Annotated in this window: 19 protein-coding genes; 3 read left to right on the top strand and 16 right to left on the bottom strand. The window is 46.8% G+C overall.

What is annotated here, in order from left to right; genetic code table 11:
* Nucleotides 1-6: 6 nt before the first annotated feature.
* A complete protein-coding gene (locus tag ACXAD8_RS16490) occupies nucleotides 7-162 on the top strand; it encodes a hypothetical protein (protein ID WP_475230931.1) in 156 nt (51 codons plus the stop codon).
* Nucleotides 163-211: 49 nt separating this feature from the next.
* Nucleotides 212-1,408 (top strand): hypothetical protein, encoded by a 1,197-nt coding sequence (locus tag ACXAD8_RS16485; protein ID WP_475230929.1) that lies wholly within the window; start codon nucleotides 212-214, stop codon nucleotides 1,406-1,408.
* Nucleotides 1,409-1,418: 10 nt separating this feature from the next.
* On the opposite strand, the gene ACXAD8_RS16480 is transcribed toward ACXAD8_RS16485, so the two are convergent.
* From ACXAD8_RS16480 to ACXAD8_RS16410, 15 genes are all read right to left on the bottom strand, one after another.
* Nucleotides 1,419-1,835 (bottom strand): VOC family protein, encoded by a 417-nt coding sequence (locus ACXAD8_RS16480; RefSeq protein WP_475230927.1) that lies wholly within the window; start codon nucleotides 1,833-1,835, stop codon nucleotides 1,419-1,421.
* Between the two features lie 21 nt (nucleotides 1,836-1,856).
* A complete protein-coding gene (locus tag ACXAD8_RS16475) occupies nucleotides 1,857-3,242 on the bottom strand; it encodes an aldehyde dehydrogenase family protein (RefSeq protein ID WP_475230925.1) in 1,386 nt (461 codons plus the stop codon).
* A 57-nt stretch (nucleotides 3,243-3,299) separates the two neighbouring features.
* Entirely contained in the window at nucleotides 3,300-4,598 is a 1,299-nt protein-coding gene (locus ACXAD8_RS16470) for an adenylosuccinate synthase (protein WP_475230923.1), read from the bottom strand.
* 111 nt (nucleotides 4,599-4,709) lie between these two features.
* Complete coding sequence (locus ACXAD8_RS16465; protein ID WP_475230921.1) at nucleotides 4,710-4,895, bottom strand: DUF2065 domain-containing protein; 186 nt, start codon at nucleotides 4,893-4,895, stop codon at nucleotides 4,710-4,712.
* Nucleotides 4,888-6,054: an aminotransferase class V-fold PLP-dependent enzyme gene (locus tag ACXAD8_RS16460; protein ID WP_475230919.1), complete on the bottom strand. Its 1,167-nt coding sequence runs from the start codon at nucleotides 6,052-6,054 to the stop codon at nucleotides 4,888-4,890. The genes ACXAD8_RS16465 and ACXAD8_RS16460 overlap by 8 nt, the downstream gene beginning before the upstream one ends.
* Before the next feature lie 140 nt (nucleotides 6,055-6,194).
* Nucleotides 6,195-7,478, bottom strand: coding sequence for a group II intron reverse transcriptase/maturase (ltrA, locus tag ACXAD8_RS16455; RefSeq protein WP_475225500.1), 1,284 nt, complete (start codon nucleotides 7,476-7,478; stop codon nucleotides 6,195-6,197).
* A gap of 791 nt (nucleotides 7,479-8,269) precedes the next feature.
* Nucleotides 8,270-9,148: a protease modulator HflC gene (gene hflC, locus ACXAD8_RS16450; RefSeq protein ID WP_475230917.1), complete on the bottom strand. Its 879-nt coding sequence runs from the start codon at nucleotides 9,146-9,148 to the stop codon at nucleotides 8,270-8,272.
* On the bottom strand, nucleotides 9,149-10,309 hold the full coding sequence (gene hflK, locus ACXAD8_RS16445) for an FtsH protease activity modulator HflK (RefSeq protein ID WP_475230915.1): 1,161 nt from the start codon (nucleotides 10,307-10,309) through the stop codon (nucleotides 9,149-9,151). It abuts the gene before it with no gap.
* A gap of 90 nt (nucleotides 10,310-10,399) precedes the next feature.
* Nucleotides 10,400-11,686 (bottom strand): ribosome rescue GTPase HflX, encoded by a 1,287-nt coding sequence (hflX, locus tag ACXAD8_RS16440; RefSeq protein WP_475230913.1) that lies wholly within the window; start codon nucleotides 11,684-11,686, stop codon nucleotides 10,400-10,402.
* Between the two features lie 23 nt (nucleotides 11,687-11,709).
* The gene (hfq, locus tag ACXAD8_RS16435) at nucleotides 11,710-11,964 is read right to left on the bottom strand and encodes an RNA chaperone Hfq (protein ID WP_338290468.1); all 255 of its coding nucleotides are present in this window, start codon (nucleotides 11,962-11,964) and stop codon (nucleotides 11,710-11,712) included.
* Between the two features lie 143 nt (nucleotides 11,965-12,107).
* Nucleotides 12,108-13,046, bottom strand: a complete 939-nt coding sequence (miaA, locus tag ACXAD8_RS16430) for a tRNA (adenosine(37)-N6)-dimethylallyltransferase MiaA (RefSeq protein ID WP_475230911.1) — start codon at nucleotides 13,044-13,046, stop codon at nucleotides 12,108-12,110.
* Nucleotides 13,036-14,829, bottom strand: a complete 1,794-nt coding sequence (gene mutL / locus ACXAD8_RS16425) for a DNA mismatch repair endonuclease MutL (RefSeq protein ID WP_475230909.1) — start codon at nucleotides 14,827-14,829, stop codon at nucleotides 13,036-13,038. The genes miaA and mutL overlap by 11 nt, the downstream gene beginning before the upstream one ends.
* Before the next feature lie 18 nt (nucleotides 14,830-14,847).
* Nucleotides 14,848-16,188, bottom strand: a complete 1,341-nt coding sequence (locus ACXAD8_RS16420; RefSeq protein ID WP_475230907.1) for an N-acetylmuramoyl-L-alanine amidase — start codon at nucleotides 16,186-16,188, stop codon at nucleotides 14,848-14,850.
* A 9-nt stretch (nucleotides 16,189-16,197) separates the two neighbouring features.
* On the bottom strand, nucleotides 16,198-16,662 hold the full coding sequence (gene tsaE, locus ACXAD8_RS16415) for a tRNA (adenosine(37)-N6)-threonylcarbamoyltransferase complex ATPase subunit type 1 TsaE (protein WP_475230905.1): 465 nt from the start codon (nucleotides 16,660-16,662) through the stop codon (nucleotides 16,198-16,200).
* A gap of 16 nt (nucleotides 16,663-16,678) precedes the next feature.
* Nucleotides 16,679-18,208: an NAD(P)H-hydrate dehydratase gene (locus ACXAD8_RS16410; RefSeq protein WP_475230903.1), complete on the bottom strand. Its 1,530-nt coding sequence runs from the start codon at nucleotides 18,206-18,208 to the stop codon at nucleotides 16,679-16,681.
* On the opposite strand from ACXAD8_RS16410, the gene queG reads away from it, so the two are divergent.
* Complete coding sequence (gene queG, locus ACXAD8_RS16405; protein ID WP_475230901.1) at nucleotides 18,208-19,356, top strand: tRNA epoxyqueuosine(34) reductase QueG; 1,149 nt, start codon at nucleotides 18,208-18,210, stop codon at nucleotides 19,354-19,356. The genes ACXAD8_RS16410 and queG overlap by 1 nt on opposite strands.
* A 12-nt stretch (nucleotides 19,357-19,368) precedes the next feature.
* On the opposite strand, the gene ACXAD8_RS16400 is transcribed toward queG, so the two are convergent.
* Entirely contained in the window at nucleotides 19,369-20,049 is a 681-nt protein-coding gene (locus ACXAD8_RS16400; protein WP_475230899.1) for a response regulator transcription factor, read from the bottom strand.
* Nucleotides 20,050-20,176: the final 127 nt, after the last annotated feature.

Below are 20,176 nucleotides of genomic sequence, written 5' to 3'. Positions count from 1 at the left end.
AATAAAATGCAAAAACAAGAAAATGTTTTTACTTTGACAGAATTAGAAGAACGTGTTGAATTTGGCCTATGTGGCGGCGGTAGCGGCGGCGGTGACGGCGGTGGCGGTAACCCAGGTGGTGGCGGCTGCAGCGGTGTAGGCGATGTATGTGACCAAGAATAAGTAAAAATAGTTTCCAGGCCCTTAACCGGGCCTTTTTAGTAAAGTGAATATGTATTATAAAAATCAGGCAATTGACGTAAAAAGCACAGGTCACGACACCTTTGCTATTACTGTACCTTTTAAAAATGGTTTCCGAAGCTTTGAATCCAATGCAGCCATTGTGGCGTTTCTTAAGGATTTGCCTACAAAGATAGAGCGCAATGAAATTCTAGAGCGTATTTGTCTTCACTTTAACCTGTCTACAGAAGAGGCCATCGCTATTCTGGACAAGCAATTGCTCAAAAGCGATTTACTTTTAGACACTGACCAAAGCACACTTGAGAAAAAAAAGCACAATGGCGTTTTGCTATTCCGCAAAAAATTATTGGGTGCCGCTCCGGTTAACAATATTTCTCGGCTATTCACCCTGCTTTGTAGCAAACCTATAGTGTTATTATTTGGCGCGGCCAGTATTCTCTTTCAGTTATGGCTGTTAATGAACGTTAGTCTGCAGCAAGTGTTCAATGACAACCTCAATTCCCGGCCACTAACGGCCTTTTTACTGGTTGTAGCAGGCTTGCTGTTTCACGAATTTGGACATGCAGCCAGTGCATTTCGATATGGTTGCAGAAAAGTCACTATCGGATTTGGTTGGTATGTTATTTATTTTGTAATGCTGGCAGATTTGTCAGAGTCCTGGACACTGGAGCGACGTAAAAGGCTTTTAATAAGTCTTGCCGGGGGCTATTTTCAATCGCTTTATATTTTTGTACTCGGTTTGTTATGGCTGACCTATCAATCTCAACCCTGCTTGATCGCAGCGTCAGTTCTCACTGTTTATAACCTGCTTAACTTAAATCCCTTCTTCCGTCTCGACGGCTATTGGATTGTCAGTGATTTATTAAATATCAAAAACCTCAGAGAAAAGGCAGCTCAACTTGCAAAAAACTTGCTTTCCAGACCTTCTGATTGGCGAATCTCGTTGCAAAAGTCGGGCTATTCACTGGGTTTATACACACTGGGACTTATTATCTTTTTGCCGTTGTTCTACAGCTATGTTTTTCTCAAGCTGGTGCCTTACTCCTTTGCAAATTTAAGTAACGAGATGAATACCTTATTTAACAACACGGAACAATTTAATATTGGCTACAACCTGATTGTAATGTTTTTTAATCTGATGATTTTGGCATTCGCAGCAATATTGATTAAAAACTTGTTGAAGAAATTGTGGAAGAAAGTACCGGTTGCAACTGTTGCAACCGGATAGTCAGCCAGGTTTAATAAGCAAACAAATATGCCTGGTCTTTAAACGTCTTGAATTCCAGGCGATTGCCGGAAGGATCCTTGATAAAAAAAGTGCCCTGCTCACCGGGCTGACCGGCAAAGCGGATATAAGGTTCCAGTACAAATTGAACCTGCAATTCTTTCAGGCGAGTTTGCAGTTGCTCCCAGTCAGACCAATCCAGAACCAAACCAAAATGAGGGACGCCAATGTCCTTGCCGTCCACCAGATTTATGGTTTCGTTGAGTTGCATGCTTCTGTCTAAGTGAGTCACCAACTGATGACCCCAAAAATTCCAGTCGATCCAATTGCTGGAAGAGCGTCCTTTTTCACAGCCCAGAATCTCACCGTAAAAGCGCTGAGCTGCGTCCAGGTCGTGAACCGGAATTGCCAGATGAAAAGGTTTAAGCATGGTGACTTCCTGTTGTTTCGGCTATGACAGCATCTTCAACATTTTCAGTTTCTTATCGTTGTAGGGCGGATAGCGCACATCTACATCCAGCGCAAAACTGCGTTCCATCACGGCTTTTAAATGACTGAAGGTATCAAAACCTGCCTGACCACAATAACTGCCCATGCCGCTGGTACCGACTCCGCCAAACGGCAGATCCTGGTTAGTCATAAACATCATACCATCATTAACACAGACACTGCCGGCGCTGGTTTGTTGTAATACGCTTTGGGAAACGCTTTTATCTTTGCTAAAGATGTACATGGCCAATGGCTTAGGCCGTTGATTGATAAAGTGCACCGCTTCATCGAGCTTGCGGTAAGTCAACACAGGCAGAACAGGGCCAAAAATTTCCTGTTGCATAAGTGCTGATTCGGGGTCTGGTTCTGACACCAGTGTGGGCGCAATATAGCGACTCTCCTGCTCCCCGTTACCACCGGTAATTATGGATTGCCCTTCCAGTAAGCCCATAATTCTGGACCAGTGACGTTCATTGATAATACGCGCATAATCGGCACTTTTACTGGCATCTTCGCCGTAAAATTCCTGAACTTTCTGCTGCAACTTGGCAATAAAGGTGTCTTTAACGCTCTCATCCACCAACACATAATCGGGTGCAACACAGGTTTGTCCGGCGTTCATCCACTTACACCAGGCGATTCGCGCTACAGAGACATCAAGATTGGCGCTTTTATCCACGATACAGGGACTTTTGCCACCTAACTCCAGGGTCACCGGTGTAAGATGCTCAGCTGCGGCACGCATAACGATTTTGCCTACCGCTTCGCCGCCGGTATACAGGATATGATCAAAGCGCTGTTGCAACAGCTCTGTAGATTCCTCTACACCACCTTCAACCACCGCTACCGCGTCACCGTCCAGATATTTTGGTACCAACTCCGCCATTAGCCTGGACGTATTCGCAGCCAATTCAGAAGGCTTTAAAATGGCACAGTTACCGGCAGACAGCGCTGCCACATAAGGTGCGATAACCAATTGCCAGGGATAGTTCCAGGCCCCGATTATCAAAGCTACGCCTAATGGTTCCGGTTGAATATAACTCTTACCCGGCATTGCCACTAATGGCGTTTTGACTTTACGTGGCTTCATCCACTTTTTCAGGTGCTTGATGGTGTGGTCCACTTCCGTGGCAATATAGGAAATTTCGGCACTCCAGGCTTCAAGCTGACACTTGCCCAGATCCGCTAACAGCGCTTCGCGAATTTTATCTTCGTTATCCAGCGTCATTTTCTTTACTTGCTGCAGCTGCTGAATACGCCACTGCAAAGAACGGGTTTTGCCGGTTGCATAAGTATTGCGCAGGCGACTCACCATATCTGGGATTGTATTTAACGTTTTAGCGTCCATCGTAGCTCCTGAAAAACCTGGTAATAGCAAAAAGCCGCTGATTAGCGGCTTTTTTAATTAGGCATCATAAGGATGGGTTAAAATGATGGTTTCATTTCTGTCTGGGCCGGTTGAAACGATATGTACCGGTACACCAGTCACCTCTTCAATGCGTTTAATATAATCTTTTGCCGCCTGCGGTAATGCATCAATAGTTGTAGCACCGAAGGTATTGTCTGACCAACCAGGCATAGATTCGTAAACCGGCGTCACTGCTTCGTAACCGTCTGCGGCCATTGGCGGCACATCTTTAACATTGCCGTCGGCATCTTTGTAACCAACACAAATCTTCAGCTCTTCCAGGCCGTCCAGAACGTCTAGCTTGGTTAAACAGAAACCTGAGATAGAGTTGATTTGCACTGCGCGTTTCATGGCAACGGCATCAAACCAACCGGTACGACGTTTACGGCCCGTCGTAGCGCCAAACTCGTGACCTTTAACACCCAGGTGTTCACCAACGGCGTCGTCTAACTCAGTTGGAAACGGACCAGAACCCACGCGAGTGGTGTAGGCTTTAACGATACCCAACACATAATCCAGGTGTAACGGACCAAAACCAGCACCAGTGGCAACACCACCGACAGTCGTATTGGAGGAGGTTACATAAGGATAAGTACCATGGTCGATATCAAGTAACGTGCCCTGAGCACCTTCGAACATGATTTTTTTGCCATCCAGGCGCGCTTTATCTAGCAGATCAGTAACGTCTACCACCATGGATTTCAAAATATCCGCAATGGCTAACACTTCCTGCAATACCTTGTCATAACTGACCGGCTCAGCTTTGTAGTAATGTTGCAGCGCAAAGTTGTGATATTCCATCACTTCTTTTAGCTTAGCCGCGAAGCTCTCTACGCAGAACAAGTCACCCACGCGCAGGCCGCGACGAGATACTTTGTCTTCGTAGGCTGGGCCAATACCACGACCAGTGGTACCGATAGCTTTATTGCCGCGAGCTTGCTCACGGGCCTGATCCAAAGCGATGTGATAAGGTAAAATTAACGGACAAGCTTCACTGATAACCAAGCGCTCTTCTACTGGCACTCCACGCTCTTTCAGCATGCCAATTTCTTTCATCAGCGCTTCAGGGCTTAAAACCACGCCGTTACCAATTACACAGGTAACATTGTCGCGTAAAATACCGGATGGAATAAGGTGTAAAACGGTTTTTTCACCGTCGATAACCAGGGTGTGACCAGCGTTATGTCCGCCCTGATAACGTACTACGTATGAAGCTTTGTCTGTTAAAAGGTCGACAACCTTACCTTTGCCTTCGTCACCCCATTGGGTACCAAGGACCACTACATTATTTGCCATTGACTTCGCTTTGGTTGAAAGTTAAGCGGGGATTCTACCAAGTTGAGTGCGCTGATTCACCTTTTTTGTCCCAAAAAATACGGAAAATAGCAGAATTTAGCAGCCAGAAATCTAAACCTTGAGTAACCACAATAAGATAGCGCCGCCCACCACCATCGCACCACCTACTTTTTGTAGCTGTTCTGCCGGTAACTCTGACAAACTGCGCAAGTATTTTTGCCAGCGATTGGGAAATAATAAGGGCCATACCCCTTCCAGAATCAATAACAGCGCCAACACCAGCCAGAGGCTATCCACCGTAGTTTTCCAGGCAGGTTAAATTGATATCCGCAATTTCGTGATAAGGCGCAAAACCAAATCTCAACCTGTTGCCACGAAAATCCGTTTCAATTTTGTGGGACTTCAGATAATCGTGAAGTTCAGAAGTACTAGCGGCATCCGGCAGTTCAAAGGTCAAAAAATGCCCGTGGTTTTCTGGATTAACCATCATCAAACGCGATTCGGTAAGCACTGATTGCTTGAGGCTAAAAACATGGCTCAAAAACGCCTGTTGTAGTTGCTGCACATGCTGATGAATGGCGGCCACGCTAACTTTTTCTTCATGCCAAAGGTCAAATACTGCTAGTTGCCGATAAATGCCGGAATAATCCATGGTAGATCCAGCATAATGGAACCCATTGGTGGCATAATCTACTTTGCGCGATTTAAACTTTTGCAGTTCGCCAAATTCCGCATACCAACCGGTGTACAGGGGGCGATTCAGATAACCTTTAGGCACGTGCATAAAGCAAACACCTTCGCCTCCCTGAGCGTACTTATAGCCACCCGCCAGATAGAAAATGCGATTTCGATATTTCTCAATATTCACCGGCAAGGCACAGAAGGCGTGGTAGCCATCGATCATGATCAGAGTATCGGGGTTTTTTACTGCCGATATCAGGGCATCCAAATCTTGTAATACCAGACCAGAATTGAAAAACACCTGGCTGCAAAATACCAGATTGGGATCGTTGTACTCTATGGCATCCATAAACCGCGACTGAAATGATGCAATCGGCTGCACCGGCACCTTAATCACGTGAATGTTATTAAACTCATCGAGTCGATTAACCTGTCGGGTAAAGCTGTGAAATTCACTGTCGGTGGTTACTATAGTGAGTTCCGACTGTAAATCCATACCGCTGATGACCCGAAACAGCAGTTCATGAGTATTGGGCGCAAACACCAGTTGCTCAGGCATATTGGTATTGAGCAACTTGGCAATATGGCTTTGCAGGCGCGGGACTTTTTCAGCAAAAAAATAGCCCCATTTATCATCCACAAACCGGGCTGAATCATCCCAATAATCCAACATAGCCTGGCGACTGACATCCGGCCAATAGTGGTGACTATGACAGGCATAGTGCTGCACACCTTGATTGGCATTCAGAAAATGTGAGTAATGGTGTTTTAACATGCCTGTCTCCGTAAATTCTGCTCGATAAAACTATACAATTTATTGATTTTGAATGCTGCGTTATCAATAACATCAAGTAGGGTGAGGCGTCACCGCCTCATCCCTCTCACAGAACCGTACGTACGGACCTCGTATACGGCTCATGCATACTTCCATTCAGCATAAGCGCTGAACACATACCCCGTCCTAATTAGCTCAAAATTGACCAGACCAAGGTCGTTGAACCATTGATTTGGCATCGCATAACTGGCCAGAGGGCTATGAGCATTTCTCCAACTGTTCATTTGGATAAACCTGAACGGCGGTTTATAACCAAGCTGCTTCAGTCTTCGATGCAGCTTCGCTGGTTTCTTCCATAATTTCAATTGGATACTGCGAAGCCTGCGCCTCAACCATCTCGCTATCTTAGAAAATTCCCTGTTGCTATTGGCAATCCTGAAGTACTGGCTAAACCCTCTTAAAACAGGGTTCAACTCTTTGATAACTGCACACAGCGGTTTGCCACCATTGCGTTTCGTCATCTGCTTCAACTTCTTTTTAAACGCTGCGAGTTTCTGAGGTTGTATACGGGTGTATTGACGCCCAATTTCAACACCCAGAAATTTCACTCCCTCATCGCTATGAGCAATGTGAGATTTCGCCTGGTTAACTGTCAGTTTCAGCCCTTTCTCCAGTAGCTTCGTCGCCTGTTTCTGTGCATTTTCTGCTCCAGAACGACTTCGGCAGAAGATCAGAATATCATCGGCATAGCGCACTATTCGGTGCCCTCGCTTCCTCATCTCCTGATCAAACGCATCCAGATAGATATTCGCTATCAGTGGGCTTATCACACCACCTTGCGGGCTTCCTGAGCCGCTCTGCTGCCAGTAACCATCTACCATTACACCACTTTTCAGGAACTGATTTATCAGTAACAGTACGCTGCCATCTGTGACTCGCTTTCGGATACTTTCAAGGATAATCTCATGATCGAGCTTATCAAAGCACTTCGACAGGTCCATATCCACAACATGCTCCAGTCCGTAGCGACGGATGAACATCGTGGCTTTATTAATGGCATCGTGACAACTTCGATGCGGTCTGTATCCAAAGCTTGATGGATGGAATTGCGCATCAAAGAGCGGCATAAGCAGATCATACAGGGCCTGCTGGACTACTCTGTCCCGTACTGCTGGGATCCCCAGTAATCGTGTACCACCATCGTCTTTCGGTATTTCTTTCCGCCTGACAGGTTGTGGACTGTACTTTCTGGTTTTGAGTTCACAGACAAGTTGGTCAAGATTATCACTCAGATTTAAGGCGAAGTCGCTCAGGCTCTGCCCATCTGTTCCGGCCGCGCCTTTCGCTTTCTTTACCTTTTTGAATCCTTTGTACAGGCGCTCTTTATTAAGCAGTTGCCCATACAAACTGTAATAAACTCTCACCTTGCCTCCTCAGGTTGTGTGCTGTGTGGGGACGGATATCCTTTCTTTGCGTTGGTATATTTCATGTTGTCGTAAAGCGTGCTGGCACAATGGCAATCTACTTAACGTGCACAACATTACTCCCGTGTACAGTTTCATGTTCCAGTCTGCGGTTTCCACCACAAACCAGACAGGAAGACTTCGATAGCTAACCGACTCGTGTACCACTAAAAAAAAACATCTGTTCATCACAGACTTGAAGTATGCTTCCTCCCTTCGCAACACTGATAAGCTTTTGGCCAGTCAGTGTCCCATCAGACACTATGCTAATGGTCAGCTCGGTTTTATCCTCCACACCATTACTGGGTTTCACAGGCCGGGCCTTACTCACTACTACGGATTCATCTGCCACCTCGCACCAACACCTGCCTTGAGTCTCCCCTCGTACAGATGATTCTGGCTCTTCACCAGAGACGGTGTCAGGCTTCCCCAGTTACTGCACTGGCTCCCTGTCAGAGATCCCACCCTCAAGCACAAAACAGAACTGACTGAGTATCGGGCTTCACGCTATTTTGCACGCTTACCCTCCTGCTTTGCCGAATCAGGTTCACTTTCGTTGTGTACCTCTGACTTCCTATGGCTTCCTTCAGACCTTGCCGTTAGCCAGCAACGCCCTTGCCATTTGGATTATCTTCCCCTCAGTCGGGGTGATTCAGGTTTCTTTCAACCTGACGGGTTTGCCAGCTTCGCTGGGCAAACAAAAAACCCGCCGTTCAGCGGGTTTTTTAATTTACAGCGATAGGACTTAACAACTAATTTTGAGCTTTCATGTATTTGAAGAAATCGTTGTTAGGCTGTACTACCAATACGTCTTGCTTACTGTTAAAGCTGGCGCGATAGGCATCCATACTTCTTAAGAAAGCGTAAAACTCCGGATTCTTGTTGTATGTGTCGGCATAAATCTTCGCGGCAGTTGCGTCACCTTCACCGCGCAGCTGTCTGGCGTTACGCTCAGCATCAGCCAGCATTACCGTCACTCTGCGATCGATATCAGCACGAATGATTTCTGCTTGCTCCTGACCTTGAGAGCGGTGTTCTTTTGCTACCGCCGTACGTTCTGCGCGCATTCGATCAAAGATGGAGTTACTGACTTCCAGCGGCAGGTTAATTTGTTTAACCCGCACATCAACAATCTCAATACCCAACTCATCTGAGCTTTGCGAGGATTGCTTTAGCGCCTCGTCCATCAATTCAGAGCGCTCACCGGACACAATCTGAGAAATAGTGCGGGTACCAAACTCGGTACGCAGACCGTTGTTCACTTTCTGCTTTAACAGCGCTTCAGCTTGCTCTTTAATACCGCCTCGTGTGGCAAGGTAGTACTTGGCAAAATCATTGATACGCCATTTTACATACAAATCAACAATCAGATCTTTTTTCTCAGAAGTAACAAAACGGCCTGGCGAGTCATCCAGTGTCTGAACCCTGGCATCAAGAATTTTGACTCGGTCAAAGAAAGGCACCTTAAAATGTAAGCCCGGTGCAAAAACCGTAGTTTCGTTGCTATCGGTATCCCGTTTGACTTTACCAAACTGGATCACGATGCCACGTGTACCTTCCTGAACCACAAACAGCGAATTAAAGCCTAAAAAAGCAACAATAACGGTAACTATCAGAGCTAAATTTTTCATTTATTCACCTCTCCCTGAACGAAAGCGATCGCCACGAGACGAACTCGGAGCCGTATTGGTGGAACTGCCAGAAGCATTATTGTTTTCTCTCAGACCTTCAATGGTACTGCGGCTAGCCGGCGTTTGATTGCTTTGCTGTCTTTCCAGGATTTTATCCAGTGGCAAATACATCATATTGCCGCCACCCTGTGTATCCACCACAATCTTGCTGGTATTACTATATACCTGCTCCATGGTTTCTAAGTATAAACGCTGACGGGTCACTTCTGGTGCAGCTGTATATTGAGGTAACAGCTCTTCAAAGCGTGCCACTTCACCACGAGATTCCAGAATGACACGCTCTTTATAAGCCTGTGCTTCTTCTTCCATTCTGCGTACCTGACCACGGGCGCGGGGTTCGATTTCCCGGGCATAAGCTTCGGCTTCACGAATAAAGCGCTGCTCATCTTCCTGTGCGGCAATCGCATCATCAAAGGCAGCCTTAACTTCTTCTGGAGGTCTGGCGTCTTTAAAGTTAACGTCGGTAACAGCGATGCCCATTTGATAAGGACTGATAACACTTTCCAGTTCTTGCCAAACTTGTTGACGCACCACTTCACGACCACTGGTTAGTACGTCATCCATTCTGGAGTGACCCACCACGTAGCGCAGCGACGCATCTAACGCTTGTAATAAACTCTCGTCAGGATCAGTGACCGCGAACGTATACTGATAAGGCTCAACAACCCGATACTGCACTTCCATTTCAACTCTTACTACGTTTTCATCTTCAGTTAAGATGAAACCAGAAGCAGGTAAATAACGAATGGTTTGCACGTCTACCGGAACAACATTGTCGATAAAAGTAGGACGCCATTGCAGACCCGGCTCTACCAGCGAATGGAACTGACCAAAGCGCAATACTACGCCCCGTTCCGCTTCTTTTACGGTGTAAAAACCACTGACTACCCAGATAGCCACCAGCACACCAATAATAACACCAGCACCCAGACCGCTCAGGCCTTTTCCAAATGAAGGTCCATTGCCGGAGCCTCCTTTAGAACCACCAAATTTTTTAAATATATTCTTAAAGATATCGTCTAAATCTGGTGGGCCCTGGTCGTTGTTTTTACGATTCTTCCAGGGATCATTATTGTTCCCACCCGGCTCATTCCAGGCCATGTCGTTCTCCACAATTAATCAAAATTAGTGATTTGGATAAGTAAGTTACTGGAAGATCCAAAAAACTACCAGTACTGATCCAATGTAACCTCAATGTTCGATGATGGCATTTAAATCCGCATCGAAGCGTTTAACTAAGCGATGCCAGTCTTTTGCTGGCATTCTGATATCCACCAGCCAGTCGCCATCGTCGCCGTATTCTTCGGCTGAAATACAATTCATCGCATATAAAGTGCCTTTTAAGCGCCCTAATGCTGGCGGCACCCGAAGCCGATACTGCACCATCTTTTCAGATAAACACTCAGTGAGGGCATTTAGCAATAAATCAATCCCTATACCTTGCTGTGCCGACAACCAAACCCGCGTCGGACGACCTTCATCATCGCGGTCAATTCGGGGCTGCATACCTTCCATTCGGTCGATTTTGTTGCAAATCAATAGCTGTGGTACGTCACTGGCGTCAATTTCGTTCAATACAGCGTTTACCTGATCAGTATTTTCTCTGAAACGTTCATCGGAATAATCGACAACGTGCAACAGTAAATCCGCTGACTGAGTTTCCTGAAGAGTGGCTTTAAATGCGGCCACCAGATCATGCGGTAAATGACGAATAAAGCCTACCGTATCTGCAAGAATTGCCGCACCCACATCTTGTAACTGGATTTTTCGAAGCGTGGGATCCAATGTAGCGAACAATTGATCTGCTGCATACACCCCGGATTCAGTAATGGTGTTAAATAAAGTAGATTTCCCGGCGTTGGTGTAACCCACCAAAGACACCGTAGGTAATTCAGCCCGCTCCCGGGAACGTCGGCCTTGCTCCCGCTGTTTTTGCACCTTGGCCAGCCGCTTCATGATGCTTTTTATGCGTTCCCGCAACAGCCGTCGGTCGGTTTCTAACTGAGTTTCCCCCGGTCCACGCAAGCCTATCCCGCCTTTTTGGCGCTCAAGGTGAGTCCAGCCACGAACCAATCGGGTGGAGATGTGTTTAAGCTGAGCAAGCTCAACCTGTAATTTACCTTCGTGAGTTCTGGCCCTTTGCGCAAAGATATCCAGGATCAGACTGGTGCGGTCCAGCACCCTGCACTTACAGAGTTGCTCCAGATTGCGTTCCTGAGAAGGGGAAAGACTGTGATTAAAGATCACCACGTCAGCATCATTAGCACGCACGGCATTAGCGATTTCTTCCGCTTTGCCGCTACCAACAAAATATTTTGGGGTCGGGTTCTGACGAGACCCCGTGACTATATCAACTGCATTGACACCTGCCGATGACACCAGCATTTGCAATTCTTGCAAATCTTCTTTGCTTTGTTCATCGGAGAAGTAAATATGTACTAATACAGCCTGTTCACCAGCTTCATAACGGTCAAACAAGCTTCATTTCCTTGATTAGTTAATTATTCAGACTGAATATTATCTCCATCTCCGTGATCGTTAGCAACCATTGGAATCGCTCTGGCCGGTACGACTGTGGAAATTGCGTGCTTGTAAACCATCTGGCTTACTGTATTTTTTAACAAAATGACGAATTGATCGAAGGACTCAATTTGTCCTTGCAGCTTAATGCCATTTACAAGATATATCGACACGGGAACACGTTCGCGACGCAAAGCGTTCAAAAACGGGTCTTGTAGTGATTGTCCCTTAGCCATTTTCAGCCTCTTGTTCTTCTTATCTTTTTTGTTGTTCTGGTTGTGTGTGCTGCCCGTCTGAAGGGCAAGTCAAATACAGTATACAGGATTTACCTGGACTGTATACACTCCTGATATTGGGGTCTTACCACAGCAAATTCAAGTTACAACTTAGAGAATAAGTCTTTGACCCGGTTAACGTTATTATTGGCAAAAGTATCCAACCAATGCAACTCTGACCAACCTCTTAGCCAGGTTAATTGGCGCTTGGCCAACTGCCTTGTTGCGACAATACCACGGTATCGCATTTCGTCAAAATCATACTTTCCTACAAGATATAACCACATTTGACGATAACCAACACAGCGCATAGAAGGCAAATCCAGATGCAAATCCTTGCGCTGCATAAGCGCTTCCACTTCACTTTGAAAGCCGTTTTTCAACATAATATCAAAGCGTTGTTGGATGCGTTGATGTAACACACTCCGGTCTTCGGGAGCGATCCCCAACTGAAGTATATTATAGGGTATAGATGACGACCGTGTTGCCGTCAATTCCGTCATAGATTTTCCCGTTAATCGATACACTTCAATGGCGCGCATTAAGCGCTGCGGATCATTGGGATGAATACGGGCCGCAGATACGGCATCAATCGCCTGTAATTCGTCGTGTAGCGCCTGCCAGCCTTTGCTTTCTACTTCTTCGCTGATTTGCTGACGCACAGCGGCATCAGACTCGGGCAAATTAGAAATACCGTCAGTAAGGGCTTTGTAATACATCATGGTACCGCCCACCAGCAATGGAATACGCCCCTGTTCAGTGATTTGCTGCATTTCCCGCAGGGCATCCTGGCGAAACTGAGCCACGGAATAAGACTCAGCCGGGTCCAGAATATCAATTAATCTGTGCGGTGCTAATTGCTGCTCCTGGAGCGTAGGCTTTGCTGTGCCTATGTCCATGCCCTTATAAATTAACGCGGAATCAACACTGATAATGTCACACATGCCGCTTTGCACCAGTGCAATCGCCAGGTCTGTTTTGCCCGACGCCGTGGGCCCCATCAGAAAGATAGCTTTGGGGAGTGCCTGTGAATCAGTTGCCATTAAATTCTTGTAACCATGTGTGTAAAGGAACAGGAACCATACCCTGCTCTGTAAATATTTCCGCAGATTGTTGCTTCATCCACAGCTCAAACAAAGCTTGTTTGTTCATTTGTTCATCTAATTGCCAATAACGCACCAGACAGTCTAACAAAGTGTCCAGGCTACATTGTTCGGTGGCGGTTATCGCCAACATGATATCTTGCCAACGTTGCTTTCTGGCTCCCACCGGCACCTGCTTTAAGATTAGCTTATTTTGATAGGGTTCGAGCTGCATACCCAATTTTGCAGCGCACTCACAAAGGGCACTGACATCAAGCTGTTGGTTCTTCTCAACAGAAACCGGCAATAATAATGGTTGGGAGACAGGCTCGTCTTTCAGGTAGCGGCTTTGCAAATAATCGCTAATCACTTTTTTCTCAGGTACAAAATACACTTGCTCTTCTTTGCGCACCAGCCAGCCGCAACCCGGCACTTCAAACCCGGTAGCTCCTTGTTTTGCTGTACTCAGAGTGCCTTGTTCTTCAGGCGCGGTATGAGAAGATGACGGATGCATGAGTTGCGAATAATTACTCGCAGCTTCATTGATTGCAGCACCGCTATTGCTGCTGTAACTGCCCTGATAGCCGCTGGACCGAGAAGAGGTGTTCTGCAGCGGCTTGATATAATCGCTGTCAGACTGATAATTGTGCCGGCGTGCTGAGGGCTGTGAGGTCAATGCTGAAGGCGCCGCAGGCTGGGTAAGCTCATTGTCTGGCTCGGGCGCTGTGGGCCTGGCAAGCTGCAAATCATCTGCGTTCATAGCATCGCTGACCGCTGAATAGATAAAATCATGTACCAAACGCGCCTGGTGAAAACGCACTTCGTGTTTTGCCGGGTGTACATTCACATCAACTTCATGATGCGGCAAAGTCAGGTACAGCACAAAAAATGGGAATTTATCAGGCGGTAACTGCCCCTCAAAAGCCTGTCGGATAGCGTGAAGAATCAGTTTATCGCGCATCATGCGATTATTTACAAACACGTACTGGGTGTCATTCACGGAACGAAAGGCACCGGGCTTAGATACCCACCCTACCAGCCGAAACTGTTGATACTGGCTATCCAGATACAAAAAATCCTGGCTGACGCTGTTGCCCACTATTTGCTGGATGCGTTTAATTTGCTCATCCTCAGCGGTAATTGCAGGTAAGGACTTCACCAGCTTACCGTTGTGCAGCAATTTCATCCCGACATCGAAGCGACTCAGCGCGATGCGGGTGAACAGGGTTTCAATATGGTTAAACTCGGTTTTTTCGGTGCGCAGGAACTTGCGTCTGGCCGGGGTGTTAAAAAACAAATCTAACACTTCCACACTGGTGCCTTTGGGGTGTGCTGCTGGTTCAACGATGACCTGCATATCGCGGCCTTCACTGCGCGCCTGCCAGGCTTCGGATTGTTGTTCTGTGCGAGAGGTTAAAGTCAGTCGTGAAACCGAACTGATACTGGCTAATGCCTCACCGCGAAACCCCAGGGTTGCAATGTGTTCTAAATCTTCCAGCTCAGCTACTTTACTGGTGGCATGTCGACTCAGTGCCAGCATTAATTCATCTTTGTCGATGCCGGAGCCGTTATCCGTCACTTTAATCTTTTTATGTCCGCCTTTTTCCACATCAATAGTTATTTGTGTGGCACCTGAATCTATACTGTTTTCCAGCAGCTCTTTTAATACAGAAGCGGGACGTTCAACCACTTCTCCGGCGGCAATCTGATTGGCCAACCTGGCGGGTAACACTTTTATCGGCAAGGGACTTTCGACTCGTTTTTAACTTTGTGGAATATTTAAAACCTGGCCAATTCTGACAATATCGGTTCTCAGATTATTGGCCTTTTTTAAATTGTTTACACTGACATTATAACGCACCGCCAACTCACTGAGGGAATCTCCTCGTTCGACGCGATGGGTGCGATTTTTGGGTCTCTGTTTGGCCCACAAGGTACCATCTGGTGGACTGTTTAAAAAATGAGATTTAATCCCTTTAAAAATTGACCGAGCCAGGTTTTGTTGATGCTTGCGCCAGTTTAAATTCTTTTCTTCTTTGGGATTGGAAATAAACCCCACTTCCACCAGCACCGAAGGAATATCCGGAGAGGTTAACACCGCCAGACTGGCAGCCTGCGGGGTTTTCTTGTGCAGTTTCATCATGCCTCTAAGTTCAGACAATATATTGCGGCTAACGTCGTAACTGGTGGCAATGGAATGATCCATAGACATATCCAGCAGCGCCTGGGTTAAATAGCGCTCGTTGTTAGTATCCTGGATCACCTCAGCAGCACCGCCTAATAGCTCAGAGTGTTGCTCGGTATTTTCCAGCCAGCGACCTAATTCACTGTTGGCCCGGCCAGTTGACAGTACCCATACCGATGAACCATTGGGTTGAGGTTGCGTAAAGGCATCAGCGTGCACAGATACAAACAAATCGGCTTTCTTTTCCCGTGCGATTTCAGGCCGACGATTGGGAGTCAGATAATAATCGCCGGTTCTGATCAATACAGAGCGCATACCCGGCTCAGCATCCACCAGTCTTGCCAGCTCCCGCGCCACTTTCAAGGTCACATTTTTCTCATAGGTGCCACCACGACCTATGGAGCCTGGATCTTCACCACCATGTCCGGCATCAATTGCAATAATAATATCCTGATGGCGCTTGTTTATCGGCTGTTCAATAATGCCTCGTTGCGTGTCGCGATCATCGGGCAGGTCCACTACCAAGCGATTGCCATAGGGTGCGGTTGGTTGCAAAGAGAAAATCTGCGGAGTGACCTTTTTGTCCAGCTCCAATACAATGCGTACATCACCACTGGATTTTGGCCGGCTGTAGCGAATTTTTTTCACCAACTCACTGTTGTTAGTGATTTTTGCAAAGTCCAAATCGCCTTTGGTATCAGCCAGATCAATGACCAGTCGATTCGGATTTTGTAAGGTAAACCAGCTGTATTTGGGTTGTTGCTGCAAATCCAGTACAACTCGGGTATTGGTGGGGGACGGCCAGATACGAACACTGTTGATTGCATTGTTGCTGGCATAAACTTCAGACGAGAACAGGCCTCCGCTAACCGGATAGCACAAAAAAACCAGCAGGCAGTAGCGCAACAATATCTTCATTGATACATATTATTTTAATTGTTGTATCAGTTCCCTTGCCTGGGGAGACTTTCCTAGTAGCTCTATACTACGCCCTTGGTCGGTAAACTCAATAGTTATCTCCAGATCCGGTTTCGGCAACAATCCAGCGCCCTTTTCCGGCCATTCAATCAGGTTGATGGTGTCCTGTTGTTGATAATCGCGAATTCCCATGAATTCCAGTTCTTCCGGGTCCGCCAGTCGATAGAGATCAAAGTGAAACACTTTAAAGCTCTCTAAATCATAGGGTTCCACCAGAGTATAAGTGGGACTTTTAACACTGCCGGTATGCCCAAGGCCAGTAATGAAACCGCGACTAAAACAAGTTTTTCCGGCTCCCAAATCGCCGTGCAGGTGAATGGTCCAGGCGCCTGGATTTTGCAGGCAAAAATCCGCCAGACTTTGTGCCAGTTGTTCGGTTTCTTGTTCCGAATTACTCAGAATCGTTTGCTTCATGTTAAACCGCTCCGGTTCAGTCGCGTTGTTCAGAATTGATGAGTCGGCGTATATATGGGAACAAATCGCTGGCTAACAAGCCTATCTGACCATATTCCTGAGCAACTAAATCAGCAGCACGGCTGTGTAAACAAACCCCATAGAGTGCGCTAAGCCGGTTACTCATGCCCTGCGCCAGTAATGCCCCCAATATACCAGTTAGCACGTCCCCCATGCCTCCAGTTGCCATGCCAGGGTTGCCGTTGTTGCATACCCAGGTATTTTCCTGCGAGGCGATCAGGCTGCCTGCGCCTTTTAGTACTGCTACCGCTTCAAATTGTTGGGTCAGAGTTGATACCGACTGATAGCGGTCGGATTCAACGGCATTCACTGACGATTTCAACAATCGAGCGGCTTCTGCTGAATGGGGGGTGATAATAGCCAGATTCTTGGGGATCGCCAGGCGATAATGTTCTGCAATCAGGTTTAAGGCATCGGCATCAATCACCAGGTGTTTGTGAAATTGCAGGCAATGTTGCAAGGTGGCTTCCAGCAAAGTTACCGACCACAAGTCTTTGCCAAGACCAGGACCAATGGCAATGGCACTAGCCCAGGAGAGGGTTTCAGATAATTGTTCGGTGCGGGTTTCCACCATAATTTCCGGACGAGTGCCATTAATAGTAGAACGGGAGCCCGGATGGCAAAACACTTTCACCAGCCCGGCTCCGGTGCGCAGTGCAGCTTCAGCTGTTAAGCGAATGGCCCCGGCATAGCTTTCATTGCCGCCAATACAAAGTAATTTTCCCATCGCGCCTTTATGAGTATTAATTTGCCTTTTGGGCAGAGGCGGCAACATCTGAAAGTCGATAATTTTACCCACCTGAACGGCAATACGCTGAAACTCCTGACCAATCCCCAGATCAAAAAAGTGTAATCTGCCACAATATTGTTTGCCTTCACCGGTTTTTAAACCGCTTTTAATCCCTACGAAGGTACAGGTATCATCCGCCTGCACCGCAACACCAGCGGCATAACCGGTATCGGCATTCATACCGGAGGGAATATCAATACTGAGCACCTGAATAACACTGTCATTCAGGCGCGAAATGACTTCTGCATAGGGGGCTTTTACCGCGCCTTTAATGCCTGTTCCCAGCATACCGTCGATGCACAAATCATACTGATTAAAGTCCAGATTTTGGGCATCACGTGTAACGCCTTTTCGCGCCAACCACTTATTGCGGGCCAAACTGGCATCCGCAGACAACTTTTGCGGATTGCCCAACTCACAAACCTCACACGCCAGACCCGCTTCCAGCGCCAGACGAGCTACCACATAAGCATCGCCACCATTATTGCCATGTCCGGCCAACACAATTAACTTACGGGCATCTTGATATTGAGTGAGTAACAATTTGAAAACCGCGGCCCCGGCATTTTCCATCAACTGATAAAGGCTAATTCCAGCTAACTCTGCTGCCCGTGGCTCCACCAGACGAACCTGATCTGCGGTATAAATATTGTGTGTTAAACTCTCTCGTTGAAATAGGTTTTTAAAGGTTTTCAATGTCTGCCCTTCCCGACGATAGTTACGCTGAACTCAGTAAAAAAATCAAAACCTGGGGCCAGGAACTTGGCTTCCAGCAAGTAGGTATTGCTGATATTAACCTGGAAGATCATAAAATAGCGTTACAGGATTGGTTAGACAATGGTTATTACGGCGATATGCACTGGATAACCGAAAATACCGATAAGCGCCTGGCCCCTGACAAATTGGTTCCGGGCACCTTACGAGTCATCAGCGTCTGTATGGCCTACTTACCGGAAAACGCGCAATTTACCAAAAACCTAAAAGATGATCAGCGAGCCTATATCAGCCGTTATGCCACTGGCAGAGACTATCACAAGGTGATGCGCAATCGTTTGAAAAAGCTGGGCGAGAAAATTTCTGAGCAAGTGCCGTCAGCGCAATGGCGTCCATTTGTGGATTCGGCACCGGTATTGGAGCATGCACTGGCAGAAAAAGCCGGCATAGGCTGGACTGGAAAACACAGTCTGACTCTAAACAGTCATGCCGGCTCGCTATTTTTTCTGGGAGAACTTTTTATCAATTTGCCCTTACCCACCGATCCCCCCGCACAAGATCAGTGCGGTAACTGTGTGGCCTGCATTACCGTTTGCCCCACCAAAGCCATAGTCGCACCTTACATTGTGGATGGCAGGCGCTGTATCAGTTATCTGACTATCGAAAACAAAGGCGATATTCCTGAAGAGTTTCGCCGGGCAATGGGTAACCGCATATATGGCTGCGATGACTGCCAGTTAATTTGCCCCTGGAATCGCTACGCACAGTTAAGCAAGGAGCCGGACTTTGAGGTTCGCCACAAGCTGACTCAGGCCACTTTGCTGTCGTTGTTTAAATGGGATGAACAAACATTTCTGGATAACATGCAAGGCTCAGCAATCCGGCGTATTGGCTATCAAGCCTGGCAACGCAACATCAGTATTGCCCTGGGTAATGCGCAATACAGCGAAACGATTTTGCAGTCATTGCGCCAAAAACTCAGTGAAGCTTCCGAGATGGTCAAACGCCATATTGAATGGGCAATTGATGAGCAACTGCTAAAACAAGCCAAAATATCAGATGAAAATACCGGTCGACTTACCTTGCGCTTAATCCGCACGGTTGAAAAAGGTATGCCGGACAGTGCCTGACAGGCATGTGACTTAGTTGCGCAGCATGTACCCTTCGCCACGGATAGTTTGTATGATGCGGAAGGGCTTTTCATTGTCACACAACTTTTTGCGCAAGCGACTGATACTAATATCTACAGCGCGGTTGTTTTCCGGAATATCCAGATCAGAAACTTGCTCGACTATTTCCTCTCTGGGCACCACTTCATTACTACGCCTTGCCAACGTTGTCAGTACCTTAAGTTCATGCTGTGTCAGCTCGATGCGATTACCATCGACATCAAATAAGGCCCGACGCTTTTGACTTAATACATAATCATGGAAAGTCAGATCCTCATCCTGAGTATCTTCCACCAACGGCAAGCCCAGCACATTTTTAACCCTAAATAAAAGCTCTTTTAAAGAAAAGGGTTTACCCAGGTAATCTTTAGCGCCAAGCTCAAGACCAGCCACCTTATCGTCGTCAGTCTTACGACCGGAGATGATCATAATGGGCGTAGTGGTGCGCTTTACCAGTTTTCTCAGGATCACCAAACCATCTTCGTCCGGCAAGGTCAGATCCAGAATAATCACATCGAAATTGCGTTTTGCTACCTGAACAAAGCAGTCTTTGGCAGTATCTACGGGAGTAATAGTAAAACCGTTTCCGGACAGAAATATATCCACCAGACTGCTCATTTCCTTGTCGTCCTCAACTAACAGTACGCTGGACATTTAGCTTTACCCTACACATTTTCAGAAATTATATAGAAACTTTGTACATGATAGTTCATTTTTGATCCATCACGCAAAGTTTCTTTAATGCTTGAATTTTATGAACTATTTCATTCACATTGTGCTG

It is taken from the genome of Planctobacterium sp. AWH2_060, from assembly GCF_056158425.1.
The sequence above is the reverse complement of the archived record's forward strand: the minus strand, read 5'-3'. Positions and strand labels throughout refer to the sequence as shown.